Origin of the sequence: Kribbella deserti, assembly GCF_042434725.1 — a bacterium.
GTDB lineage: Bacteria > Actinomycetota > Actinomycetes > Propionibacteriales > Kribbellaceae > Kribbella > Kribbella deserti.
In genome coordinates this window covers 189,615-213,068 of sequence record NZ_JBHLTC010000005.1, presented here as the reverse complement: position 1 = coordinate 213,068, position 23,454 = coordinate 189,615, and the positions used below count along the sequence as shown (strand labels likewise).

Annotated in this window: 22 protein-coding genes; 12 read left to right on the top strand and 10 right to left on the bottom strand. The window is 67.7% G+C overall.

Going from position 1 to position 23,454, the window contains the following annotated elements:
• Nucleotides 1-75: 75 nt before the first annotated feature.
• Entirely contained in the window at nucleotides 76-867 is a 792-nt protein-coding gene (locus ACFFGN_RS05000) for an alpha/beta fold hydrolase (RefSeq protein ID WP_380044107.1), read from the bottom strand.
• A gap of 217 nt (nucleotides 868-1,084) precedes the next feature.
• Between ACFFGN_RS05000 and ACFFGN_RS04995 the strand changes: the two genes are divergently transcribed.
• Entirely contained in the window at nucleotides 1,085-1,600 is a 516-nt protein-coding gene (locus tag ACFFGN_RS04995; protein WP_380044106.1) for an alpha/beta fold hydrolase, read from the top strand.
• A 61-nt stretch (nucleotides 1,601-1,661) separates the two neighbouring features.
• A complete protein-coding gene (locus ACFFGN_RS04990) occupies nucleotides 1,662-2,066 on the top strand; it encodes a RidA family protein (RefSeq protein ID WP_380044105.1) in 405 nt (134 codons plus the stop codon).
• Between the two features lie 92 nt (nucleotides 2,067-2,158).
• Here ACFFGN_RS04990 and ACFFGN_RS04985 read toward each other — a convergent pair whose 3' ends face one another.
• Complete coding sequence (locus tag ACFFGN_RS04985) at nucleotides 2,159-2,620, bottom strand: Lrp/AsnC family transcriptional regulator (protein ID WP_380044104.1); 462 nt, start codon at nucleotides 2,618-2,620, stop codon at nucleotides 2,159-2,161.
• 81 nt (nucleotides 2,621-2,701) lie between these two features.
• On the opposite strand from ACFFGN_RS04985, the gene ACFFGN_RS04980 reads away from it, so the two are divergent.
• The gene (locus ACFFGN_RS04980) at nucleotides 2,702-3,640 is read left to right on the top strand and encodes an SMP-30/gluconolactonase/LRE family protein (protein ID WP_380044103.1); all 939 of its coding nucleotides are present in this window, start codon (nucleotides 2,702-2,704) and stop codon (nucleotides 3,638-3,640) included.
• A 69-nt stretch (nucleotides 3,641-3,709) separates the two neighbouring features.
• Here the strand turns inward: ACFFGN_RS04980 and ACFFGN_RS04975 are convergent, their stop codons facing one another.
• The 5 genes from ACFFGN_RS04975 to ACFFGN_RS04955 all read right to left on the bottom strand — a co-directional run bounded on the left by ACFFGN_RS04975 (nucleotide 3,710) and on the right by ACFFGN_RS04955 (nucleotide 6,834).
• Nucleotides 3,710-4,285 (bottom strand): hypothetical protein, encoded by a 576-nt coding sequence (locus ACFFGN_RS04975; RefSeq protein ID WP_380044102.1) that lies wholly within the window; start codon nucleotides 4,283-4,285, stop codon nucleotides 3,710-3,712.
• Nucleotides 4,286-4,375: 90 nt separating this feature from the next.
• Complete coding sequence (locus tag ACFFGN_RS04970) at nucleotides 4,376-5,152, bottom strand: response regulator transcription factor (RefSeq protein WP_380044101.1); 777 nt, start codon at nucleotides 5,150-5,152, stop codon at nucleotides 4,376-4,378.
• Nucleotides 5,145-5,633 carry an RNA polymerase sigma factor gene (locus tag ACFFGN_RS04965; RefSeq protein ID WP_380044100.1) on the bottom strand — a complete coding sequence of 163 codons (489 nt, stop codon included), beginning with the start codon at nucleotides 5,631-5,633 and terminating at the stop codon, nucleotides 5,145-5,147. The genes ACFFGN_RS04970 and ACFFGN_RS04965 overlap by 8 nt, the downstream gene beginning before the upstream one ends.
• Nucleotides 5,630-5,836 carry a hypothetical protein gene (locus tag ACFFGN_RS04960; RefSeq protein WP_380044099.1) on the bottom strand — a complete coding sequence of 69 codons (207 nt, stop codon included), beginning with the start codon at nucleotides 5,834-5,836 and terminating at the stop codon, nucleotides 5,630-5,632. Before ACFFGN_RS04960 ends, ACFFGN_RS04965 begins: the two co-directional genes overlap by 4 nt.
• A gap of 98 nt (nucleotides 5,837-5,934) precedes the next feature.
• Nucleotides 5,935-6,834, bottom strand: a complete 900-nt coding sequence (locus ACFFGN_RS04955) for a phosphotransferase (RefSeq protein WP_380044098.1) — start codon at nucleotides 6,832-6,834, stop codon at nucleotides 5,935-5,937.
• Nucleotides 6,835-6,912: 78 nt separating this feature from the next.
• Between ACFFGN_RS04955 and ACFFGN_RS04950 the strand changes: the two genes are divergently transcribed.
• Nucleotides 6,913-7,602 carry a hypothetical protein gene (locus ACFFGN_RS04950; RefSeq protein ID WP_380044097.1) on the top strand — a complete coding sequence of 230 codons (690 nt, stop codon included), beginning with the start codon at nucleotides 6,913-6,915 and terminating at the stop codon, nucleotides 7,600-7,602.
• Between the two features lie 25 nt (nucleotides 7,603-7,627).
• Here ACFFGN_RS04950 and ACFFGN_RS04945 read toward each other — a convergent pair whose 3' ends face one another.
• Nucleotides 7,628-8,767 carry a phosphotransferase enzyme family protein gene (locus ACFFGN_RS04945; protein WP_380044095.1) on the bottom strand — a complete coding sequence of 380 codons (1,140 nt, stop codon included), beginning with the start codon at nucleotides 8,765-8,767 and terminating at the stop codon, nucleotides 7,628-7,630.
• Nucleotides 8,768-9,080: 313 nt separating this feature from the next.
• Between ACFFGN_RS04945 and ACFFGN_RS04940 the strand changes: the two genes are divergently transcribed.
• The 4 genes from ACFFGN_RS04940 to ACFFGN_RS04925 all read left to right on the top strand — a co-directional run bounded on the left by ACFFGN_RS04940 (nucleotide 9,081) and on the right by ACFFGN_RS04925 (nucleotide 14,561).
• Nucleotides 9,081-10,019 carry an alpha/beta fold hydrolase gene (locus tag ACFFGN_RS04940; RefSeq protein ID WP_380044094.1) on the top strand — a complete coding sequence of 313 codons (939 nt, stop codon included), beginning with the start codon at nucleotides 9,081-9,083 and terminating at the stop codon, nucleotides 10,017-10,019.
• A gap of 138 nt (nucleotides 10,020-10,157) precedes the next feature.
• Complete coding sequence (locus ACFFGN_RS04935; RefSeq protein ID WP_380044093.1) at nucleotides 10,158-10,682, top strand: helix-turn-helix domain-containing protein; 525 nt, start codon at nucleotides 10,158-10,160, stop codon at nucleotides 10,680-10,682.
• Nucleotides 10,683-11,250: 568 nt separating this feature from the next.
• A complete protein-coding gene (locus tag ACFFGN_RS04930) occupies nucleotides 11,251-13,299 on the top strand; it encodes a HelD family protein (protein WP_380044092.1) in 2,049 nt (682 codons plus the stop codon).
• A 152-nt stretch (nucleotides 13,300-13,451) separates the two neighbouring features.
• Nucleotides 13,452-14,561, top strand: a complete 1,110-nt coding sequence (locus tag ACFFGN_RS04925; RefSeq protein ID WP_380044091.1) for a hypothetical protein — start codon at nucleotides 13,452-13,454, stop codon at nucleotides 14,559-14,561.
• 44 nt (nucleotides 14,562-14,605) lie between these two features.
• Here the strand turns inward: ACFFGN_RS04925 and ACFFGN_RS04920 are convergent, their stop codons facing one another.
• The gene (locus ACFFGN_RS04920; RefSeq protein ID WP_380044090.1) at nucleotides 14,606-17,047 is read right to left on the bottom strand and encodes an ATP-binding protein; all 2,442 of its coding nucleotides are present in this window, start codon (nucleotides 17,045-17,047) and stop codon (nucleotides 14,606-14,608) included.
• Between the two features lie 188 nt (nucleotides 17,048-17,235).
• Here ACFFGN_RS04920 and ACFFGN_RS04915 point away from each other — a divergent pair, with 188 nt between their 5' ends.
• Nucleotides 17,236-19,437 carry a discoidin domain-containing protein gene (locus tag ACFFGN_RS04915; protein ID WP_380044089.1) on the top strand — a complete coding sequence of 734 codons (2,202 nt, stop codon included), beginning with the start codon at nucleotides 17,236-17,238 and terminating at the stop codon, nucleotides 19,435-19,437.
• Here the strand turns inward: ACFFGN_RS04915 and ACFFGN_RS04910 are convergent.
• The gene (locus tag ACFFGN_RS04910; protein ID WP_380044088.1) at nucleotides 19,409-20,326 is read right to left on the bottom strand and encodes a helix-turn-helix domain-containing protein; all 918 of its coding nucleotides are present in this window, start codon (nucleotides 20,324-20,326) and stop codon (nucleotides 19,409-19,411) included. The genes ACFFGN_RS04915 and ACFFGN_RS04910 overlap by 29 nt on opposite strands.
• 75 nt (nucleotides 20,327-20,401) lie before the next feature.
• On the opposite strand from ACFFGN_RS04910, the gene ACFFGN_RS04905 reads away from it, so the two are divergent.
• From ACFFGN_RS04905 to ACFFGN_RS04895, 3 genes are read left to right on the top strand one after another with little or no spacing between them, the layout of a single operon-like run.
• On the top strand, nucleotides 20,402-21,721 hold the full coding sequence (locus tag ACFFGN_RS04905; RefSeq protein ID WP_380044087.1) for a glycoside hydrolase family 36 protein: 1,320 nt from the start codon (nucleotides 20,402-20,404) through the stop codon (nucleotides 21,719-21,721).
• On the top strand, nucleotides 21,714-22,625 hold the full coding sequence (locus ACFFGN_RS04900; RefSeq protein WP_380044086.1) for a carbohydrate ABC transporter permease: 912 nt from the start codon (nucleotides 21,714-21,716) through the stop codon (nucleotides 22,623-22,625). The genes ACFFGN_RS04905 and ACFFGN_RS04900 overlap by 8 nt, the downstream gene beginning before the upstream one ends.
• A gap of 12 nt (nucleotides 22,626-22,637) precedes the next feature.
• Nucleotides 22,638-23,450, top strand: coding sequence for a carbohydrate ABC transporter permease (locus ACFFGN_RS04895; protein ID WP_380044085.1), 813 nt, complete (start codon nucleotides 22,638-22,640; stop codon nucleotides 23,448-23,450).
• Nucleotides 23,451-23,454 lie beyond the last annotated feature (4 nt).

The following is a 23,454-nucleotide window of genomic DNA, read 5'->3' as shown; positions in this document are numbered from 1 at the left end:
GCCAACCGTGCAAGAGGTGGCCACCACCCCGATGGCCAGCCACCCGCAGGGCAGTCTGGTGAATCGACCAGGTGCTTAGCGGTGGTGGTTGAGGAAGGTGGTGAGTTCGGCGAGGTACTGCGGGCGGTTGTCGCGGCGGACCGAGTGGCCGGCGCCGGCGATGTGTACGGCGCGGAACTCGCCCGCCGCTGCTTGGGCGCAGCGCTGCGCGTACTCGGTGGAGATCAGCGAGCCGCGTTCGGCATCGCCGTGGATCAGCAGTACCGGGCACGTGATCGCGGCCAGTAGATCGGTCAGCGGGTCCGCTTGCTGGTAGGGCAGATCGAACAGCCGCGGATTGAGTTGCGCCTTCGATACGGCCCAGGACTCGAACTCGTCGTCGGCCCAAGCAGGCTCATCGGCGCGGCCGCGCGCGATCCGCGACGGCAGGTCGAGCGCACGCAGGTCCGCGAGCCAAGGCGGTGCGGACCACGCTATGTCTGGCTGGCCGGCAGTTGGCGCTCCGGTCGGCGGGTCCTCCAAGACGATCGCGCGGACCAGGTCCGGCCTCGACGCGGCCAGGTAGGCGGTCGACAGCGCGCCCATCGAGTGGCCGACCACGACGACCCCGCCGTCACGCGCTTGGTCCGAGAGTACGAGCGCCGCGTCGTCGCTGTGTGCGGTATGGCGGACAGGCTCGTCCGGAAGGCCGGACTCGCCGTGCCCGCGCGCGTCGATCGCGAGCGCCCGAATCCCGGGCATCGCGCCGAGCAGCGGTTCCCAGCACTGCGCCGAGTCGGAGAACCCATGCAGGAAGGCGACCTCGGCCGCCGCCTCATCGGTTCGGTACCACGCCAGATGGGCCGTCCTGCCTCGCACTCCGAACATGGGTGTGGACCCTAACGTAAACGGGGGAGGCGGCCTAGGCGATCAGCAGGATGTGGCAGGCTTCGGACAGTGGATGCGGACCGATCGCAAGACGAGCTCGGAACAGTTCATACGTGGGGGATCGGTCCGGAGGTGGTCTTCCTGAGCAATCCGCTGGCGGACCCGGTGAGTTGGTCTGCGCCCCGTTCGCGATGAACTGCTCAAGCTGAGCTATCGCGTGACCACGTTCGAACATCGGCCAGCGGGGCTGGACTGGCGCAGCGCGGTTGGGGCGGTGGTCGAGTTTCTGCTCGACAAGACGCTTCAGCAGTCCTGGGACCACCTCGCGTACGGGGGTGATGAGCTGGACAGCCTCCGGCTCGCCATGGCCCTGCTGACGGGATTCCCGCCTGAACGGTTGGCCGACGACAACTTCGTCGCGCACATGGGCGCGCGACAGGGCGAATGGGCGGGCCGGCCGGAGCTGCCGAGAAGGCAGCGAGCCGGCACCTTCATTGCCACCTACCAGGAACGATTGCCGGCCCTTGCCGCGGTGACGATGCCGTGCCTGGTGATGGGATTCGAGCTGGATACCGATACGTTCGCCGCTCGTGCCCGCGAGGTCGCCGCGGCGATTCCCGGCGCGCAGTACATCGAGCTGGAGGGCCTCGCACACGGCGTGCCCTGCACTGACGCACAGGCCGTATGGCCGCCAGTGATCGACTTCCTGGCACGTCATCACCGAGTCCAGTGATGCTCGACGCGCGGCCGGAAATGGTTTCCGCTGGGGGTTCGGGTCATGCGAGAGTGACGCAATGACGAGTGTGCAGCTGATCCGGGCCTCGGGTCTGAGCGATGTGGTGCAGTACGCGTATGCGGCGACGGCACCGAAGGACTCGCGGCTGATCTTCCTGGCGGGCGCGTGCCCGCTCAATGACGACGGGTCCACCGCGGCCGTGGGCGACTACGCGGGCCAGGCGGCGAAGTGCATCGAGACGATGACCGCGGCCTTGGCTGCCGCTGGCGCAGGCATCGAAGACGTGATCAGCACGCGCGTCCTCGTCGCCTCGTCGCAACAGGCCGACCTTGGAACCGCGTGGGCGGTCGTCCGGGAGGCGTTCGGCAAGCACGACGTACCGAGCACACTTCTCGGCGTGACCGTTCTCGGCTATCAAGATCAACTGGTCGAGATCGAAGCGGTCGCCGCCGTCGTCGACTGACCCCGCAAACCGGAAGATGTGCGCACACCCCGGATAGCTGCCGACGCTCCCAGCCCGTACGGCGCGGAGCATCGCCGGTTGGAGCAGACGAGCTACGCGTCGAGTTGCTTCACGGTTGGTGGTCGTTCGAAGAATGATTCGAGCACCACGATGGTCTGCGTGCCGGTGACGCCGTCCACCTCGTGCAGCGCACGAAGGGTCGCCTGCAGGGCTTCGGTGCTGGTCGTCCGCACCTTCACCAGGACAGAGGCGGGCCCGGCGATGATGTGCGCTTCCTCGATTGCCGGGATTTCCCGCAGCTCCCGCGCAGTCGGTTCATCCCCCATCCAGCTGTCCGTTTCCAGCAGGACATAGGCCAGTACGCCGCTGCCGAGTGCCGCATGGTCCACCTCGATCGTGGTCCGGCGGATCACGCCGGAGGCCTTCAGCTTGCGAACCCGCTCGTGCGCGGCGCCAGCGGAGAGACCGACGGCCTGGCCGAGCGCGGCGTACGACTGGGTTGCGTCCTGCTGCACTTGTTCGAGCAGCGCGCGGTCCATCTCGTCGATACTCATTCGGTAGATCCTCGGTTAGGCTGAACCACATCTGGTAATCAGTCAATCTAGCAGTACGGAGTTCAGAGTGAGGCTCGTGGCATGACTATCACCCTGGGGGAGCGGACCGCGCGGTCCAAGGCAGCGCTCGTCACGCTCGACGAGAGGTTCGGGCTGGTTGCCCGCGGCGACGAGTATGTCGAGCGCCTGTACGACGGCGGCCGGTGGCTCGAGGGACCCGTCTATTCGCCGGCTTGGCGGTGCCTGCTGTTCAGTGACATCCCGAACGACCGGGTTTTGCGCTGGGACGAGGTCTCCGGCCAGGTCTCGGTCTTCCGGCAACCGGCCGGATACGCGAACGGGCACACGCTGGATGGGCAAGGCCGGCTGATCAGCTGCGAGCAGGGCAACCGGCGAGTCACCCGGACGGAGTTCGACGGATCCATCACCGTGCTGGCGTCGCGGCTGAACGGGCGCCGGCTGAACAGCCCGAACGACGTGGTGGTCGGCCGGGACGGTTCGATCTGGTTCACCGACCCGCCGTACGGCATCACCTCGAACTACGAGGGGCACGCGGCGGAGCAGGAGATCGACGGCTGCCACGTGTACCGGCTGGCCCCCGATGGCTCGCTGACCGTGGTGGCCGACGACTTCAATCGGCCGAACGGGCTCGCCTTGTCTCTGGACGAGACCGAGTTGTACGTCGTGGACACGCCCGAGCGGCACATCCGACGGTTCTCGGTGAAGGACGACGGTCAACTCGTGGGTGGCGAGGTGTTCGCGCCCTGCGAGGCGGGGATGTTCGACGGCATCCGCCTGGACGCGAGTGGGCGAGTGTGGGCGGCGACCCACGAAGGCGTGCACTGCTTCGACCCCGACGGCACCTTGCTCGGCAAACTGCTGTTCCCGGACGTCGTCTCGAACCTCTGCTTCGGCGGCCCGAAACGCAACCGCCTTTTCGTCACCGCAACCACCTCGGTCTACTCCTGGCTGCTGACCACCGACGGCGCCCCACCGCCCTACCAAACCCACACGAAATAACGCTGTTACGCCGTACCCCCACGATCCGCGCGGGGGTACGGCGCCCGCTGCATAGGTTGTTCGAGTTGCCTAGGCGACGGTGATCTCGGCGGTTTTGGTGGTGGTGAATTGGCCGGTTGGGCCACCGCAGAAGGAGATGTTGTAGGTGAAGGTGTAGGTGCCGGGCTTGGCGAAGGTGTGCGGGTCGGCCGGCTCGTACGTTTGGCTGCCGGTCTTCGGCTTGGTCGCGCCTTCACAGACGACGCCACCGCCGTCGGCGCCGCCAGGCTCGGAGCCGTCGCCGAAGGTGTAGTCCGAGCCGAGGCTGAGGTCGACAAAGCTTGTGTCGTCAGGCAGCGGCTTGCGGTCTTCGGCTCCGACTGGGACCAGAACGGTGCCCGCGACGGTGACCTTCATGGTCAGGACCCGCCCTTTGAGGACCGGCGTGAGCGTGACCTCCGCACCGGCCTTCGCTGCCACGGGAGTGGTCGCTGAGGCTGATGCGCTAGGGCTGCCGGATGCCTGCGGACTCGGCGTGCCCTCGTCGTTGTTGCATCCGGCAACAACCGCTGACGCCGCCAGAGCGGTGATGAGCAGGCCCGCACCCGCCGCGCGGCGGCGCCGTACCGGTGATGTCGTCTTGAGAATCGAGTGTCGTTTCGCCACCCGGTGATCGTATCGCCAGGTTGGATAAAAGGGGCCTAACGCAACTATCGGCGCGTCTCGCCAGGAGACCGCACGTCGGCCAGGACCGGCTCAGCGCTGCTCGAGGGCGTTGCGCAGGTTGATCTTTTCGACGATCAGCGCCTGGACCTCAACAATCTCCTCCGGCGTCAGTGCCGTCTGAGCCGCGATCTGCGCGATGGTGAGATCGTCGGCCAGGCCCCGAAGCACAGTTTTCTCCAGCGGAGTGAACAGGTGGTCGAGCCGGACAGGTGGCTGCTCGTGTCCGGTTCGCGGCATGGTGGCGGCGATGATCGCCGCCGCGATCGGAAAGCCGCCGCGCGCTGCCTCCTCGACGGTGGCCAGTAGCTCGTCCCGGCTGAAGGGCTTGGTCAGGAAGCCGACCGCTCCGGCGGCGAGTCCTCTCAGGAGGTCCCGCTGACCACCTCTTGCGGTTGCCATCACCACGCGGGACGAGGGGTGCTCCTTGGTGATGATCTGCGTGATCAGATTGCCGTCCGTGTCCGGCAGACCGAGGTCCATCGTGATCACATCCGGTGGGTTCTCGCGAACCATTCGAAGCGCCTCCTCGCCGCTGTAGGCGATCCCCAGCACCTCGAACTTCGACCGGAGGGCGAGGGCGAGCGCCTCGGCGACGCCGGGGTCGTCCTCGACCACGAGTACGGTCGGCTTGTTCCCACCGCTCGTCGGCAATGGCGCGGTCGAGGACTGCCCGGTGACCTCGCGCGCTCCGGCGTCGAGATCCATGCTCTTGGCGATGGCGTCGCGCGCCCGCTGCTGGGACTTCGCCAGCAGAGCGTCCAGCGCGGCATCGCTCAAGGGCGGCTGCTGCTCGCCGTGGTCAGGCATCGTCGTCTCCTCCCAGACAGGCCAACGACCGCTTGAGCGCCGTCCGGGCGTGATACAGATTCACTCGCACGGTACCAGCGGATCTACCCAGCAAGGAGGCGATCTCGGCCGGCTTGAAGCCGTCGACGGTCCACGCCATCACCTCGCGCTGCTGGGCCGGGAGCCGCCGGATCGCCGCCATGATCACCACCTCCTGGTCCTGGAACTCGACCTGCCGCATTCCGCCGTCCACGGGGACCTCCCAGACATCGAGTCCGCCGAGCAGCTGCCGGCGGGCTTCACGCTGCTGCGCGAAGTATCCGTTCCTGATCGCCACGCGCAGATAGGCTCGTGGTTCGTCGATCGCCGCCCATCGCGGGTAGGCCTTGGCGACGGCCTCTTGCGCCAGATCGAAGGACTCCTGCGAGGAAGCGCCGATCCGGCGCGCGAACAGCAGCAGACCTGGGAACTCGCAGCGGTACCAATCCTCGAACCCCGTCACTCGTCGGTCGGCTCCCGTTCGATCGGCGGCTGCCCGGGGCCGATCTGTGCCCGGACTCCGGCGACGTTGTCGTCGACGAACACGCTACCCGGCGGCAGCCGCGGCACGATGGACAGGATCCGGCGCTGCCGGTGTCGCTCCCGCACCCACAACGCGAGCAGATTGATCAGTCCCGCTGCACAGATCGCGATCACGACACTCATCGGCATCTCCGCCCACTCGAACCGCCCTGGCGGCGGTCTCTCAATGGGTATGAGTCCTGGCAACGCGAAGCGTTAAATGCCGCTGTCCGGAGGCTGGTTCAGGAAGGCTGCCACCAGTGACCGGCGACGACGTCGTCCAACGCGGCCAGCCGGTCGGCGAGCAGACCGGGACGTACGTCGGATCGGGTGAGCGCCAGCAAGACGTCAGAGGCCAAGTAGCTGGCTGACCGGGCTTCGCACGCGGCTCTGAGGTCGTCCGACGGGATCCCGGTCTCGAGCGCGACAACGTCCAGGACTGTCAGGTCGTGCTCGCCGCTGAGCGCGATCAGGAAGAAGTAGTCATCAACGGGTTCGCCGTACCGGGCCCATTCGAAGTCGAGCAGCGCTGTTATCTCGCCGCCATCGACCAGCCAGTTGTCCCAGAAGCAATCGGCGTGAACGGGAACGTCGGTCGATGTGCCGATCGGCGCGCCGGCAGCGATACGGCGCAAGCCGTCGAGCAATGGACGGCGTACGACGTCATCACGGTCAACCGAAGCCAGCCGCTCGACCAGGTCGACCAGGTCTGTCCGGCCGGTGAAGCCGCCGTGGTCGAGCGGCTGGCGAAGGACCTGATCCGCTTCCTTCGCAGGCGTCCAGCCGTGTAGTAGGTCGAGTCGTCGTAGCGCTTGCGCCGTCAGCAAACGTGCCGTTTCGGCGTCAACTCCGGGCAGGCCTGCTCCAGGTGCTACGCCCGGCGCTCGCTGGTAGCACGCGTAGCGGAATTCGCGACCGTCGTACAGCTCGGTTCCGCTGCCCAGCAGGGGTGGTGTCAGTCCGGCGGGAAGGTTGGCAGCCAAGGCGATCTCGCGGTCCAGGCGCGCGTGGTCGGCAAGCTTCACGACGACGTGTGCGCCTACGAACACTTGACTTGAAAGGCTCTCGGTGACGGTCAGGAGCCCGGGGTCGCGTCCGAGCACCGTCTCGCCGATCTTGCGTGCTGTCTGCGCCAAGGTCACTCGGTCAGTGTCTTGAGAGGCGACCGCGCAGGCAACTTGGCGAGCCGTTGGTCTTCGGTCGTGGGACAGTTGCCATCGATGACGATCTTCACGTTCCACCTCGCAGAGCTCCGTCCGGCGATGACGGCAGGTGCCCTTTGCAAGGCGCCGGCCGCGCCCGGGATGCGGCATGCCGAGTGCCTGGCGTTGATGCGGCTCGGCGCCCCGACCGTGTCGCCGGATCGGATGCAGTTGCGTCGGATGGCGATGTTCGCGCGGTGGGAGGACGAGGCGGCGGTCGAGGCGTTCCTCGCGGCCGCCCCCTTGGGCAGGCAGTTGGCGGCAGGCTGGCACGTACGTATGCAGTTTCTCCGCCGTTGGTCCCGGCTTGCGGCGTTGCCCGATCTGCCGGTGCGAGCGGGGGAATGGGAGCCCGATGAACCGGTCGTGGCGGTCACGCTGGCCCGGATGCGGCTTCTCGAAGTGCCGAGGTTCCTGAAGTGGGGCAAGCCCGTGGAACGACTGGTTCGCGACCATCCCGGGACCACGCTGGCGTTGGCCGCGATGCGACCGCCGCGGACGATCTCGACGTTCTCGGTCTGGCGATCCGTGCGGGAGATGGAAGAGATGGTGCACGGCCACAGCACGGTCCCGGCGCCCGACCGTCACGCAGCCGCAATGGTCGAACGACGACGCCGGGACTTCCACCACGAATTCGCCACCCTGCGATTCCGCCCGCTCTCCGAGCACGGTTCATGGCAAGGCCGAACCGGAATCGTCCCCCGCTAGTGTCCTGACGCCCGCGGTCGTCGGCCTAGCTGCGCAAGAAGGTTATTGCCTGCGCGGCCAGCTGGTTGGCGTGGTCGGGACGAAAGAAGCCGTAGCCGGGCCGGGCGTCGTTCATGGTGGGGGTGATTCCGCTGCGTACGGATTCGCGGTAGTCGAGACAGGCCAGCCATAGCGCTCGCATGTTCAGTACGCCGGGGAGCCGGGTGAGTTCGTCATCGGTGAGCTGGACGTGTTCGCCGTACCCGCGCATCACGGCGTCGACGTAGGCGGGCCCGGCTTCGGCCGCGGTCGTCAGCAGCCACGCCAGGGCGGGCAGTCGTGGTCCGCGGCCCGATCCGGCCCAGCCCACGATGGCGAGGTTTCCGGGCGTTCCCACGGCCGACCAGGCGTGGTAGTTGCCGTGCGTGAACGCCTCGGGCAGCCCTTCCGCGTCGTCTGCCTTCTCGAGATGGTCGCGGAGGTACTCGAATAGCTCCCGACCCTCGGGAGCGACGGCGTCTTCAACGCTCACGAGGAAACTCATCGCCGCAACGAGATCCTGTTTCGGCTTACCCGCAAAGAATCCGCCGTCATGTTCCTCTGATCCACCAGGCCTGGCGAGTGCGCCGCCGGCCGGTGGGAGGGTGTGGAGCCGTCCGAGAAGGCTCGCCAGCTCGTACTGCACGTCCGGTGACCGGAGGCGGCCATCGGCATCAGTCGGCCGTCCGCCTTCGATGAACTCGGTCACGATCACTCCGTCACCGTTGAGTACCGACACCGGCTCGTCATGGGCGATCCGTTCGGTGGGAAAGTGGTGCGAGGCAAGGAACCGCAGAACGTCCGCGTCTCCCGCCACGCGGCCGACGTCGTCCGCCGGCGAGGAGAAGATTCGGGCGACCCAAGGAAGGCCGTCCTCGTGCTTCACGATCAGCGTCCAGGGGTAGTGACCTGGCCAGGACCCGCGCGGCCGGAATTCCGGGTCGTCATCGATCGGCACGACGGAGGTGACGCGGATCCCGTACTGCGCCTCCAGATGCGCGTTGAGCGTGGCGTGTTCGAAGGGACGCGTGCGGGCGAACGGCGACTCGCCCGCCTTCTCCAGCACGGCGCGTGCCTCGGTGTACCGCTGTCCGGTCTCGCGCGCCAGTCGACGTACCGCGCGCTTGAAGCTGCCCTGCTTGGTCATCACAAGCCTCCTCGACGTGTCCTCGTCCCCCAGCGACGCGGCACTCGAAACAGGCCTGAACTGGCAGCGACCCTGAGGGCGGATTCCCCTTCGCCGTCTCGAGGTCCCGGCTGGGGGAGGCCCTCAGAGGCTCGGCGTCGGTCCACGCCGTAGCCGATCCTGCTGCAGCCGGCACACCGTGTCAACAAGTGCCGTGCGCTCGCCGCCTGCGCGTACGATGTTGCCTGCGAGTACCGCTGGTAAAGGCGGAGGGAGCTCCGTGTGATACGACGACTGGGGTGCCCGGGCGCAGCAGTGGGCAGGGTTGCGCAGCGTGTCGACGACCGTGTGCGGCGTGCCAGTGCACTATGTCAGCGCGGAGTCCTCCCCGGCTGCTGATCGCAACGCACCGGTTCAGCTGCTAGTGCCGCCGATGACCGGTAGCGCGAGCATGTGGCTCGATCTCGTTCCTTGTCTGAGGCAGCTCGGACCGGTGATCGCCGTTGACCTGCCGGGTTCGATTGCCGGCCACACCGGTGCTCCGTATCGGCACGGGCCGCGGGCGGATCTCGACGCTCGGTTCGTGCTGGCCTTCGTCCGCCAGTTGCGCCTAGAACGACAGGCCGTGCTGCACGGTTGGTCGACGGGTGGACTCGTGGCAGCACTGGCCGCGGGCATGATGCCCGACAAAGTCCTTGGGGCCGCCCTGTTCGCCCCAGCGCTGCCGTGGCGCCTGAGCTCACCCGCCGAGGCACTCGCATGGCAGACACTGGGACGCCTTGTCATCGCAGCCGGCCCGCCCGTCGCGCGCACCATGTTGCGATTCGCGGGCCGGCGCATCTTGGACGCCAAACGCAACATGATCACGGATACCGGCGCCATTCCAGCCGGCCGCACCAACCTCATCGGCGGCGACCCGGGCCGCGTCTCACCAGCGCAGGTCGACCTGTGGCGTGACGACCTCGCCGCGATCTACGAGCACCCGCAACGACTGGGCGGCACGGCCACGGCGTTCGCGTCGATCATCGAATCGATGTTCATCAAACAGCGGCAAACGAACGAGGCGCTGGATTCCGTGCGGGTACCGGTGCTCGTGCTGTGGGGAAGCGATGACGCGCTGGTCGATCCCGCGTCGCTTCGCCAGCACGCCCGACGGCCGACCTGGACGCCCCGAATCATCGACGGCGTTGGCCACCTCCTACCTATCGAGGCGCCCGACCTTTGCGCACAGGCAGTCAGCGAGTGGCTCGGCGATATCCGGGAAGTGCCATGAGAGTTCGCGAGTTGGGTGTCGAACCGGGCGTTCTGCCGATCGGGCCCCTGAATGCCATCACCGACGTACCGGGCGTAGCGAGCGTCTGAGGCCGTTGGCGCCTTTCGCTTCAGCTGGGCGGCACGGGACCACTTGCCTGTGGCAACGACCGCGAGGGCCCTCTCGCTGACAGAGCTGAGCCGGTTGACCGGCATCTCCAAGAGCACCCTGTCGCGACTCGAATCAGGTCAGCGCAAACCGAGCCTCGAGCTACTGTTACCGGTGGCGGTCGCCCTCGCCGTACCGGTCGACGACATCGTCACCGCGCCACGCGTCGTCGATCCGCGAGTGCCACCGGAGTCGTCGCGTACCAACGGCCGCGTGATCGTGCCGCTCTCGCGGAACCAGGGTGAGCCGCAGGCCTTCAAGCTCACGATCCCCGCCACGGAAGCCGGATCAGTCCTGCGGACGCATACGGGCCATGAGTGGCTCTACGTGTTGAGCGGGAGTTTGCGCCTGGTGCTGGGGGACCGCGATCTGGTCCTTGGGCCGGGGGAGGTGGCTGAGTTCAACACGCAGCACCCGCACTGGTTCGGTTCGACCGGCCGCGGCAGCGTCGAACTGCTCAGCCTGTTCGGCAAACAAGGCGAACGCCTCCACCTCCGCACCCGCGCTGACATATGACGGCATGAGAGTGTGAGCTGGTGGCTTGCGTGCTGGAAAAGGCTGAGGTTGCTCGGTGACCTCGGGGTCGAGTTGGGTTGACGGCGGTGGCGATGCAGTGGGCGCCAGACTGAGCGGAGGGGCGGGTACGGTCTCGGTGCCGCTTCCGGTGCTGGGGTGCTGCGTCGCAGGGTCGGCCGAGGCGATCGGGCTGCCCGCAACCTCGAGGCCGCCGCGATGCTCGTCCACGAGGGCGTAGCACCGAAGGACTTCGACACACCACCCACGCGGTTCGGCTCGCCGCCAGGCTGAGGCAAGACGCCGCAACCCTGCGCACCTACGCCGACCGGCCACCCACCGGCTAACGCATCGAACGGTCCGCAGTGAGTGGCGACTAGGTAAGACGTTGCCGGCGGAGTTAATGAGTGGAAGGTGGTAGGGCCGGCTGGTAGCGTCGCGGGTCTGTCTTTTCGGGTGGCTTGCAGCACTGCGTGAAGGATCGAATCGAACCGGATGGCTCCGGGGCGGGACCCTTGGTGGTCGCCCGCTGATCCGTCCGTTCTCCTTCACGAAACGAGGCCATTCCGCGATGCCCGAAGCTCCAACCGGTCCGGTCGAACTCGACTCCGAGCGTGCGTTCCTGGGCGAGGCCCAGGCCGCGCTGGCCCGGATGTACGCCGATGTCCTGGTCCGCGATATTCCCGTCATCGGCGGTGAGGACAACGACGAGCGGTTCACCAACGAGGCGAACCAGCGTGCCCACGAGCAGCGGACGCTGGCGTTGGTCGATCTGCCCGACGTACCGCTCTTTTTCGGCCGGCTCGACTATGAGCACGGCACGATCGATGGCATGGACCGGATCTACATCGGTCGCCGGCACGTGCACGACGGCCGCGGTGAGCCCCTGGTGATCGACTGGCGAGCGCCGGTCTCGGTCCCGTTCTACCGCGCGACGCACGCCGACAGGCAGCGAGTGTTGCTGCGCCGGCGGTATGGGTTCTCCGACAGCGCGGAGCTGACCGGCTTCGAGGACGAGCCGATGACCGGGCCGGACTCGCATGGCCAGGGCGACACGTTCCTGCGCGCCGAGATCGAGCGGCCGCGTACCGGTCCGATGCGTGACATCGTCGCGACCATCCAGCCGGAACAGGACGACCTGGTTCGGGCGCCGTTGCACCCATCGATCTGCATTCAAGGCGCGCCCGGCACCGGCAAGACCGCGGTCGGGCTGCACCGCGTCGCGTACCTGCTCTACACCGAGCGCGAGCGGCTGCGGCGCGGCGGCGTCGTGATCGTCGGCCCGAACCGTTCGTTCCTGGCCTACATTCGCAAAGTGCTGCCCGCGCTGGGCGAGGTCGACGTCCGGCAGATCACCATCGAGGAGCTGTTCACCCGTCCGGCCGAGGCGATCGACAGCCCGGAAACGGCGCGGGTGAAGGGCGACGGGCGGATGTCCGCCGTACTGGTCCGGGCCTTGTGGTCATTCCTCGGTACGCCGACCGAGGGCGTGCTGTACAGCAAGGGTGCACAGCGGTTCCGGGTGCACGACTACCAGGCGCAGGAGATCGTCGCCGCGCTGCGCGGGTCCACCGGGTACGCCGCCGGCCGTAAGGCGCTGGCCCAGCGGCTCGCCCACGCCGTACTGGTGATGATGGAACAGCGTGGGGAATCGCCGGATGACCGTGTGCAGAACGCGGTGGCACGGTCCAAGCCGGTCAAGACGCTGGTGGATTCGGTGTGGCCGAAGCTTGTGGCCGAGCAGGTCCTGCACCGGATCCTGTCCGACGCCGAGTTCCTGGCCCAGGTCGCCGGTGACGACCTGACCGCGGCTGAGCAGGCCGCGCTGCTCTGGGCAAAGCCGGCGCGTGGATGGAAGTCAGCCAAGTGGTCGCCGGCCGATGCGTTCCTGTTGGACGAGCTCGACGATCTGATCGAGCGGCGGGCAGGTTCGCTCGGGCATCTGGTGCTGGACGAGGCGCAGGACCTGTCGGCGATGCAGCTGCGCGCACTTGGCCGGCGCTGCCGGACGGGATCGGCGACCGTGCTGGGTGATGTGGCGCAGGCGACCAGCCCGTGGGCCGCGGGCGCGTGGGACCGCGTGCTCGGTCACCTGGACAAGGCGGACGGCCAGGTCGTTGAACTGAACCGGGGGTTCCGGGTGCCGGAGCAGATCATCAAGTTCGCGGCTCGCCTGCTGCCCCAGATCGCTCCGGCGCTCGGCGTACCGACGGGGGTGCGGACGGTCGCTGACGCGCTCGCCGTCGTACGAACCGACGCGGACGACCTTGCGGCCGCGGTGGTCGAGGCGTGCCGGACCGCGCTGGCCCGCGAGGGATCGGTGGCGCTGATCGCGGCCGACGACCAGATCGGGGCGCTGCAGGCGGAACTGGTCGGCGCCGGACTGCAGGCCGGTTTGGTGGGGGACTCCGACGACGCGATGGAGGCCACGCGACTGGTCTGCGTACCGGCCACGCTGGCGAAAGGGCTGGAGTTCGACACGGTCGTGGTGGCGGAGCCGGCGCGGATCGTGGCTGCGGAAGCGCGTGGCCTGCAACGGCTGTACGTCGTACTGACGCGGGCGGTGAGCCGGCTGTACCTCGTGCACTCGGCGCCACTTCCGGAGGCGTTACAGCTCTGACGGTTCCCGCCGCCTTCCCGCCGGTATTCCGCCTCGCTAATCACGCCTGTTGAAGACAGGGTGATTGAGGCGGCGGACCAGCGGAATATCGCCCTGCCGCCTTCCACCCGGTTCTGTACCCGACAATGAGGAAAACCGAGGCGATGTCACGCATGGTGTTACGAAGGTTCAAGGCCCGCAAAGCAATCACGGCAACGGCTGTAGTGGCGGCGCTCACGACCACTGCCCTTACCGCCCCGTTGACCTCGGCTGCGCAGGACACCCCCGAAGCGGCCCGAACCTGCGCGCTGAAGACCCTGCCGATCCCCACGGGTCTGCTGCACACGAAGGTCACCGGCATGAGCCGCGACGGCTCGGTCGTCGCCTACTACGCCGTGCCGTTCGACCACAACGAACCCCCGCGCTACCCGTACCTGTATGCCAACGGCAAAGCCACCAAGGTGCCGATGCCCGGCGAGGGTCAGGTGCTCGCCGACGTCACCTCCAAGGGAGTCGCCGTCGGGTACGCGAAGGTCAATGACGCCTGGCTGCCCTATGTCTGGCGCGACGGCAAACTCACCCGGCTGCTCGGAGGCCGAGGCTTCGCGTACGGGATCAACGAGAAGGGCGACATCGTCGGCGAGCTCTGGGGTCCGGCCGGCGACCCCGGCAACAACGAGACGGGGGCGACGGTCTGGCGGGCCGGCACGACGAATCCGGTCCGGCTGCCGTTGCCGAAGAATGCTGTCCGGGGCTCGGCCACCGCGGTCGCCAACGACGGCAGGATCGTTGGCCACGTCACCATGGGCGGCGACCTGAGCGGCGATACCTTGCCGTACATCTGGAACGTCAACGGCACCGGCAGGTTCCTGCCGATGCCGGCAGGCGTGCAGCTCGCCGACGCCAACGCCCATCCCATGGAGATCAACGGCGACTGGGTCGGTGGCTACCTCCACGCGCCTGGTATCACAGCCCCTGGTATCCGTTGGAACCTGGCCAAAGGCACCGCCGAGATGACCAAGCTCGGCCGGGATTACGAGAAAGTCGGGATCGGTCCTGACGGGACCACCGTCGGTGTTCTCTACAACACCCCGACCGCGGCGTACCAGACCGGCGACACGGTCTTCAAGCTGCCGGGCGCGCTCGATCCGGCCGCCAGCAGCAACTGGGACAACGCCGAGGCCATCAGCGCCGACGGCTCGATCATCGCCGGGTCCGTGCACGTAGGTTTAGGTGCCAACGGCTACAACAACTGGAACGCGGTCATCTGGACCTGCTCGTAGTTCCAGCAGCCAGCTAGGCCCGCCCGGCCCGCATCGGGCGGGCCTTACGCCCGCGCGATGCGGCTCAATTGTTCGGTGACCACGGCCGCCTCGGGCACGTCGCAGGCCATGTATCCCCGGACGGCGTTCTGCAGGTGCAGCCGTTCGGCTGCCGTGTCGCCTCGTCGCCGCTGGACGTCGGCGAGACCGTGGTGAGCGCGGGCGAGTTCGTAGGCGTCCGCGTGAGTCCCGGCGATGGCCGCCGCGCGTTCGAATTCACCGATCGCCGCCTCGGTATCGCCCGAGGCCGCGAGTGCGCGACCGAGGCAGTTGCGAGCCGAGCGCTCGAGCGACGGGTCGACCAGTTTCAGCGCGTACTCGATGGCCTGATTCAACTGAGCGGCGGCCTCGGTATTCCGGCCGAGCCGCAGCAGGTCTTCGCCGAGTTCGATCAGTGTCGCGGTCACGTCGGCGGTGACGCCTTCCCCGCGATAGGCCCGAAGGCACGCGGCGTGCATGGTCACGGCTTCGGCCGGATCACCGTGTTCCCGGACCAGCACACCGCGGAAGACCTTGATTCTGATCCGGTTGTGGTCGTCGCCAACGTCCAGTCGACGTTCCGCCGCCGCCAGGCAGCGCCCGGTTTCCGCGAAGCGTCCCAGCCGCAGCAGCGGGACCACCATGTTCGTTCTGATCAGCGCTGCCGCCGCCGAGTCCGCGGCCGCTTCCGCCTGAGCGAGCGCCGTTTTGTGTACTTCCACCGCTTCGGCGAACCGCCCGGACCGCCGGTGCAGAACGCCGATGTTGGCCAGCGTCAACGCCGCGTCACCGAACTCGCCGAGCTCGCGCTTGAGGGCGACGGACCGGTCGAGATAGTCGATCGCCTCCTGGTGCCTGCCCGCTGCCAGGAGTTGGCGGCCTGCGTCCCCGAGGCTGAAGGCCTCCTTTCGGCCGTCCCCAGTACGGCGGGCGATGTCCAGCGCTATCTGGTTGACGCTGGCTTGCGGGCCGACGTCGGGATCGTGGACGAAGAACGCGTTGAACGCCGTGGCCAGCTGCCACGCGTGTTCGACCTGCCCTGCGTCTGCCGCAGCGACCACCGCAGACTCCAGATTGCCGCGCTCGGTGTGGAACCACGCCAAGGCGCTGGGCTGGTTCCTGAAGCCGGGAAGGCCGGCATCGTGTGCGGCCGCGCCTTCAGCGAATCGGCGCTTGTTCGGATGCAACCGCGCGGCCGCGTGGTACGTGAAGTGCAGGTAGACGCCGACCAGCCGGAGGAAGGCCTCGTCCAGGTCGGCTTGGCTCTCTTCCAGTCCAGCGAGCCGGGACCCGAACAGCCGCACGAGATCGTGCAGCCGGTACCGCCCGGGCGATCGGGTCTCCGCGAGATGCACGTCCACAAGAGACTCCAGCATCGCCGCCGCCCGCTCCTCGCCGACATCGCACAACGCGGCCGCCGCGTGGACGTCCACGTCATGGCCGGGCACGAGGCTGAGCCGCCGCAACAGGCGCTGGTGGTCGGAGTCCAGTTCGAGGTACGACGCGCGCAGCGCCGCGGCGACGCCTCGGTGTCCCATGTCGAGTTCGTCGAGCAACCGGTCTTCGTCGGAGAGGCGCTCGAGCAGGTCCGCGACTCGCCACCGGGGACGACTGCGCAAGCGGGCCGCAGCCAGTCCCATCGCCAGCGGCAGACGTCCGCAGCGCTCCGCGATCGCCACGGCCTCCGCTTCGGTGATCTGGCCGGGCACGGCGGCACTGAGCATCGCCACGGCTTCGCGCATCGGCGGCGGTTCGAGTGGCACCGAGTACGCGCCCGCCAGGGGAGACAGGTCACGCCGGCTCGTCGCCAGGATGAGGCTGCCCGGCGTGCCAGGTAGTAGCGCTTCCACCTGGTCCGCGCTCGCGGCATTGTCGAGTACCAGGAGGATTCGGCGGTCGGCGATGGCACTGCGATACCGGGCAGTGAGCTCGTCGCAGTCCGCGGGCAGGGCCCGATCGCTCGGGTCGAGGCTGCGCAGCACCCGGGTCAGCACCGACGACAGTTCCGGCCGAGTGCCGCCCGGATGAGTGAACCCGTGCAGGTCCACGAACAGTTGCCCGTCGGGATACTGGGAGGCGAGGGTGTGCGCGACCCACACTGCCAGGGAGGTCTTCCCGACGCCGGCCATGCCGTGCACCGCGACGACGGGCGCACCGTTGTCGACGGCGGCCAGAAGTGCGTCCAGATGACTTCCTCGCCCAGTGAACGCAGCGAGCGCCCTCGGCAGCTCACGGGGCGTTGCCGCTACTCGTTCCGGCGATCCGGTCAGTAGTGCCCAGCCGTCGGATTCCAGGCCGAGCGCCTCGGCAAGCAATCGCAAGGTCTTCGGCTGCGGCCGCACCTTTCCCGACTCGATGTCCCGGATCGTGCGTATCCCGAGGCCGGCCTTGGAGGCGAGTTCCACCTGCGACATCATCGCCCGCAACCGCAGAGGCCGGAGATTGCTGAGGGACGCTCTGCCAGGCATGCCGCAAATGATAAGGCTGCGCCGGTAGCAGAACGGGCTCTCGGCGGTGCCCTCTGTGCTGGAAGTGTGGCGGTACGACGGCGTCGGTGCAGCCGGATCGTGTACGAAGTCAGCAATGCCGTGGATGTTCGTGGACCGGTGGTGCTGGCTACGGTGCTTTTCGGTTCCGCCGACGACAGGAGCAGCCGATGCCCAGGAGATCCCGGATCGCCGCCGTCATTGCCGTGCTGGGTGCCGCACTGCTGGGGCTGCCCACCACGACGACCGCGGCACCAGCACCGATTCCGGTGCAGATCCTCAGCCTGACCGATCTGCACGGCTATCTGTCCGAGACCGAGAACCTGACGATCGCCGGTCCGGGCGGGTCCCTGGCCGTTGGCGGCGCAGGATATCTGAAGGCGCATCTGGACCGCCTCCGGGCCGGGCAGCCGAACAGCTTCCTGATCGGGTCGGGCGATCAGTTCAGCGGTTGGCCGGACTACACCCAGGCGTTCGCGAACGAGCCGACGATCGAGGTGCTGAACGCCTTCGGGATGGACTTCGACGTGGCCGGCAACCACGAGTTCGACCGGGAGTTCCCGTTCCTGCGGCGGATGACGACCGGCGCCTGTTACGGCAAACCCGGGTTCGACAGTTGCTTCCAGGACTCCACCGGACGCCCCTTCCGTGGCACCGACTACCAGTACCACGCGGCGAACGTGGTGGATCCCCGGACCAAACGGCCGGTGCTTCCGCCGTACTGGATCGCCCAAGCCGGGTCGGCGCGGATCGGCTTCATCGGGCTCGGCTTCCCGGGAACGCCGACCGAGTCGCTGTCGATCGGGGGATCGGGGTTCGAGTTCCAGGCGCTGGTCGAGGCAGGCAACCGGGCCGCCGCCGAACTCAAGGCGCAGGGTGTGAACGCGATCGTGGTCAGCATGCACGAGGGCGGCCAGCAGGGTGGGCTGTTCAACGAGTGCAAGAACCCGACCGGCCCGATCTTCGACGCGGCGCGGGCGTTGTCGCCGGATATCGACGTGATCCTCGGCGGTCATTGGCATACCGCGTTCAACTGCCACATCCCGGACCCCAACGGCGTACCGCGACCGGTGCTGGAGGCATCGAACCACGGCCGCCTGCTCGGTGAGGTGAAGCTGGCGCTGGATCCGGCCAGCGGCGAGGTGATCCGGTCCGCGACGACGTCGGCCAATCATGCGATGACCAAGGACGTCACCCCGGACGCCGGCGTGCAGAAGATCGTCAAGTACTGGATGGACAAGTGGATCGCGCGCCGGGCACAGCCGCTGGCCACGATCGATCGGGACCTGGACTTCTCGCGGACGGCGGAGAGCCGGGCCGGCAACCTCGTGACCGACCTGTACCTGAAGGAGGCGGCCGGCCACGGCAGCGGCGACGCGGACTTCGCGCTGGTGCCCGCCGACCTCGGCGGTGACGTGATCGCGGGAGGACTCGCGTACGCCTCGAGCGGCGCCGCCGGTGATCGGCCGGGCCGGGTTCTGTTCGGCGAAGCGTGGCCTGTCGCCGGTATCTCGCCGATCACCACGCTGGCCTTGAAAGGCTCGGCCGTCGAGGCGATTCTCGAGCAGCAGTGGATTCCGCCGGCGTACGGCTGTCAGCGGTTGTCGTCGCTCGCGACCTCGAGCAACTTCCGCTACACCTACGACCTGGGCGCGCCGGCCGGCAGCCGGGTCGATCCGGCGAAGGTCCTCATCGGCGGCGAACGCCTCGAGCTCGACCGGACCTACCGAGTCGCCACGACCGCGGTGATGCCGTTGCACGGCCGGCGGTACGGATATCCCGGGTTCGAGCAGTACACCGATCTGGTCCGGGCACCGCGGATGGGCCAGGAGGTCTTTCTGAACCATCTGCGCACGCAATCGTCGATCAAGGTCCCAGCGCTCGGCCGGGTGACCGCGATCCCCGGTACGCCGCCGCCGGTGGACGGGCCGTTCGGTCCGCTGAATCTCCTGCCGCAGAAGGAGATGACGGCGACGGCCACGAGCCAGGGCAACGCCGCGCACGGTCCGGCGGGCGCGCTCGACGGCAACTGCGCGACCATGTGGCACTCCAACTGGAGCCCGCACGCGCCACTGCCGCAGTACCTCACGCTCGATCTCAAGACGCCTCGCGCGATCGAGGCCCTCGTCTACACGCCCCGCCAAGACACCTCGCCGAACGGACGCATCTCGAGCTACGACGTCCAGGTGAGCACGGACGGCGTCACCTTCCAGTCAGCGACCACGGGCACCTGGGACGGTACGACCGAAGCCAAGATCGCCAGACTCCCTACCGGTACGACGGCCCGCTACGTCCGTCTTATCGGTCTGGAAGGCGGCGCGAACTACGCGGCGGCGACCGAGGTCAATATAGCTCTAGCTCCGGGTTCCTGACGGTACTGCGGTAGCGGGTGGGAGACATGCCGAAGCGCTGGCCGAACTGCCGGCTGAAGTAGTGCGGGGATTCGAACCCAACCGCGCGGGCGATCTGGCCGATGGACATGTCGGTTGCCCCCAGCAACTCCGACGCCCGCTGCAGCCGAAGACCGACGACGACGTTCATGATGGAGTCGCCCACCTGCTCCTTGAAGAGGTGGGCGAGCCGGGAGACCGACACCTGTGCCAGACCGGCCAGTGAGGTGAGCGTGTGCGGCCGGGCCGGGTCCGAGGTGACAGCGTCCAGGACGAGTTGCACCCGAGCGTCGAGGTGCTGGGTGGCCTTGCGCAAACTGCTGGCGGCGACCAGTAGGACCTCCTCGATGCCGTTCATCGTCAGCTGCACGGCGAGGCTCTGCTCCAGCAGGTGCAGCTCCGTGTCCCCGGTAGGTGACAACCCGGCCCGCTGAGCATCGCGGTGCAAGCGGGCGAAGGCAGTGACGAGCCTGTCCGTCTCGGACGGTCTGGTCAGCCGCACATAGGCCAGCCCGGGCATTGCCTGGGGGAGCGACCACCAGGCATGCCACTCGCGCCGGGGCTGAAAGTGCGCCCACCAGGTCTCCCAGTAGGTGCCGACGGTCCCGTAGTCGTGCTCGGTGCCGGGGCTGACCAGCACGAGGTCGCCGTGGCGCAGCGTCAGCTTGTCGGCACCGATCTGGAACTGACCTGTGCCGCCGGCCGTGTACAGCAGGTACCAGCTGCCCACGCCGTCCGGCCGGATCACCCGGTAGTCGCCGCCACTGTGGAAGTGGCCGGTCACCAACTTGCTCGGCGGCGGGATCTCACTGTAGAGCTCAATCAGCACCTGAGTAGCAAGATCGTGCTCATAATCAGCAGGCTCTGTCATGGTGCACCCTTCATGCAGGTCCCAAGATTACCCACACAACAGCAAGATCCTGCACCCCAGCGAATCGAGGAACCCGTGGGTTTCAGCACCGTCGCCGAGCTTGAGTACGACGCCGCCGCGCTAGTGTTCGAACACGGTTGGCAGTCCTGGAGCCCGAGTGGCTGGTACCGGCTCAGCGCCGGACCACCACGGCCGACGGCGCCGAACCACCACGTGATGGCGTACCGCCCTGGCGTCGAGGCCGGCCGCTTCCAGGGCGAAGGTCTGCTCGCGGTCGCCGTCGGGGACGAGGTGCTGGTGGTCGCCGCGCGCACGCCGGACGTCGTACCGTCCATCCGCTGCGAGGTGGTCGGCGATCGGCTGGTGGTCTCGGCCGACGGTGAGGTGGACCTGATCCGTACCGCGACCGCCCCGAACGCCGCGCTCGCGGACTGGTCGGACACCTTCGCGGCGCGGAACCATGGCGGCGCGGTTCGGGTGTTCGGGCCGTCGTGGTGCAGCTGGTACGCGTACTGGGGCAAGGTCACCGAGCGGGACGTCATGGCTGAGGTCCGGCAGTTCGACCAGCACGACCTGAGCGTGGACCTGGTGCTGCTCGACGAGGGCTACCAGGCCGAGATCGGGGACTGGCTCACGCCGCGCGGTGACTTCGGCTCGACCGTCCGGCTGGCCGCCGACATCCGCTCGGGCGGCCGGCGGGCCGGGATCTGGGTGGCCCCGTTTCTGGTCGGCAGCAAGAGCGAGACGGCCCGGCGGCATCCGGACTGGCTGGTGCCCGGGATCACTGCCGGCACGAATTGGGGCCAGGAGCAACTAATCCTCGACGTGACGCATCCGGGCGCCGCACAGCACCTGCAGGACGTGTTCACCGAGTTGTGCCGACAGGGGTACGACCACTTCAAACTGGACTTCGTCTACGCGGGCGCGATCGAGGGCCGGCGGCACGAACCGATCGACGGCATCGCCGCCTACCGGCACGGGATGCGGCTGTTGCGCGAGGTGGTCGGGCCGAACCGGATCCTGCACGGCTGCGGCGCCCCGATCCTGCCGAGTATCGGGCTGGTCGACTGCATGCGGATCTCGCCCGACACCGACCCGCTGGTCGATCCGCCATCGGGTGACATCAGCCAGCCGGGCCAGCGGGGTGCGCGGTCGACCTCGGTGGCCCGGGAGTTCCTGCATGGCCGCTGGTGGGCGAACGACCCGGACTGCCTGATCGTGCAGCCGGAGGTCCAGGATCGCGAGAGGTGGGCCGAGCACGTCGAGAACGCTCCAGGGCTGCGGATGTCCAGTGATCCGATCGGCGCGCTGGACCAGTGGGGACTCGACCGGACCCGGGAGCTGCTCACGCCGAGCTCAAACCGGCCGCATCCGCTGAAGGAGCCCGATGCTTAAAGCCGCGCCTCGCCCCACTCGCCGCCGGCAAAGCCGTCAACAGGCGCTGGCCGGCTACGCGCTGCTCGCGCCGAGCATGATCGGTGTCCTGGGCTTCTTGCTGGCGCCAGTGTTGATCGTGATCGTGCTCAGCTTGTTCGACTGGAAGCTGCTCGCCACGCCTGAGTTCATCGGTCTGGCGAACTATCGTGAGCTGTTCCAGGACGGCGATGTCTGGCACTCGTTTGTTGTCACGGGCTACTACGTGCTGATCTGCGTGCCTGGGACAACGGTCTTGTCGTTGCTGCTGGCCCTCTTGGTGAACCGCAAGCTGCGCGGCATGAAGTACTTCCGCGCCCTGCTGGTGATTCCGTGGATGGCGACGCCGGTCGCGTTGGGCCTGGTGTGGGCGTGGATCTTCGATCCCGGCCGCGGTGCGATCAACCAGTTCCTCGGCCTGTTCGGCGTCGACGGTCCGGCCTGGCTGTCGTCCTCGCTGCTCGCGATGCCGAGTGTCGCGGCCGTGCACATCTGGCAGTTCGCCGGCTATAACATGCTGTTCTTCCTGGCCGGGTTGCAGAACATCCCGGCCAGTCTGCGGGAGGCGTCCGCGCTGGACGGCGCGTCACCGGTCGCGCACTTCTTCAGGATCACCTTCCCGCTGCTGCGGCCGACGTTGCTGTTCGTATTGATCACCAACGTGATCGGCTCGTTCCAGGCCTTCGACACGATCTTCGTGATGACCGAAGGCGGTCCCGGGAACAGCACCGAGGTCGCCACCTACCTGATCTACGACGAGGCGTTCCGCAAGTTCGACTTCGGTTATGCCTCGACCATCTCGGTGGTGCTGTTCGTGGTGATCCTGATCGCGACGATCTCCCAGTTCGCCTACTTCGAGCGTCGCACGACGTACGACTTCTCCTGATCGGTGGTGACGATGACCAAATCCCGGCTGTTCGCGTACGGCGTCCTGGTGATCGGCTGCGTGTTCGCGATCTTCCCGTACCTGTTGACCGTGCTGACCGCGTTCAAGGGCCCTGGGCAACTGTCGGAGACGCTGCCGTGGGAACCGGGCCTGCCGCCGAGCGTCGCCGCGTTCGATCGGTTGTTCGCCTCAGGCTTCGGCAGCTATCTGGCCAACACCGTGTTCGTCACCGCCGGGATCACGGTCGGCCAGTTGGTGTTCGCGGTACTGGCGGCCTACGCCTTCGCGCGGTTGTCGTTCCCCGGCCGGGACGCCTTGTTCTGGGTGTATCTGTCGACGCTGATGGTCCCGCCGGTGGTGACGATGATCCCGCTCTACCTGATGATGCAAAAGCTGGGGCTGGTCGATACCTGGGCCGGCCTGATGCTGCCGACCATGCTCGGTACGCCGTACGCGATCTTCTTGCTGCGGCAGTTCTTCCGGACCATTCCGGCCGATCTCGAGGACGCGGCCCGGATCGACGGAGCCGGCCGGATCCGGACCCTGCTGCTGGTGGTGCTGCCGCTGTCCAAGCCGATCCTGGTCACCGTCACCACCCTCGCCGTGGTGGCCAACTGGAACAGCTTCCTGTGGCCGCTCATCATCACCAGCAGCGAGGACAGGCGGCTGCTGTCGGTCGGTATCGCGTTGTTCAAGAGCGAGATCGGCGTCGACTACAACGCCGTGATGGCCGGCAGCCTGATCGCGCTGGCGCCGCTGCTCGTGCTGTTCATCTTCTTCCAGCGCTTCATCGTTCGCTCGGTCGCCGTCACCGGGCTCAAGTAGGAGG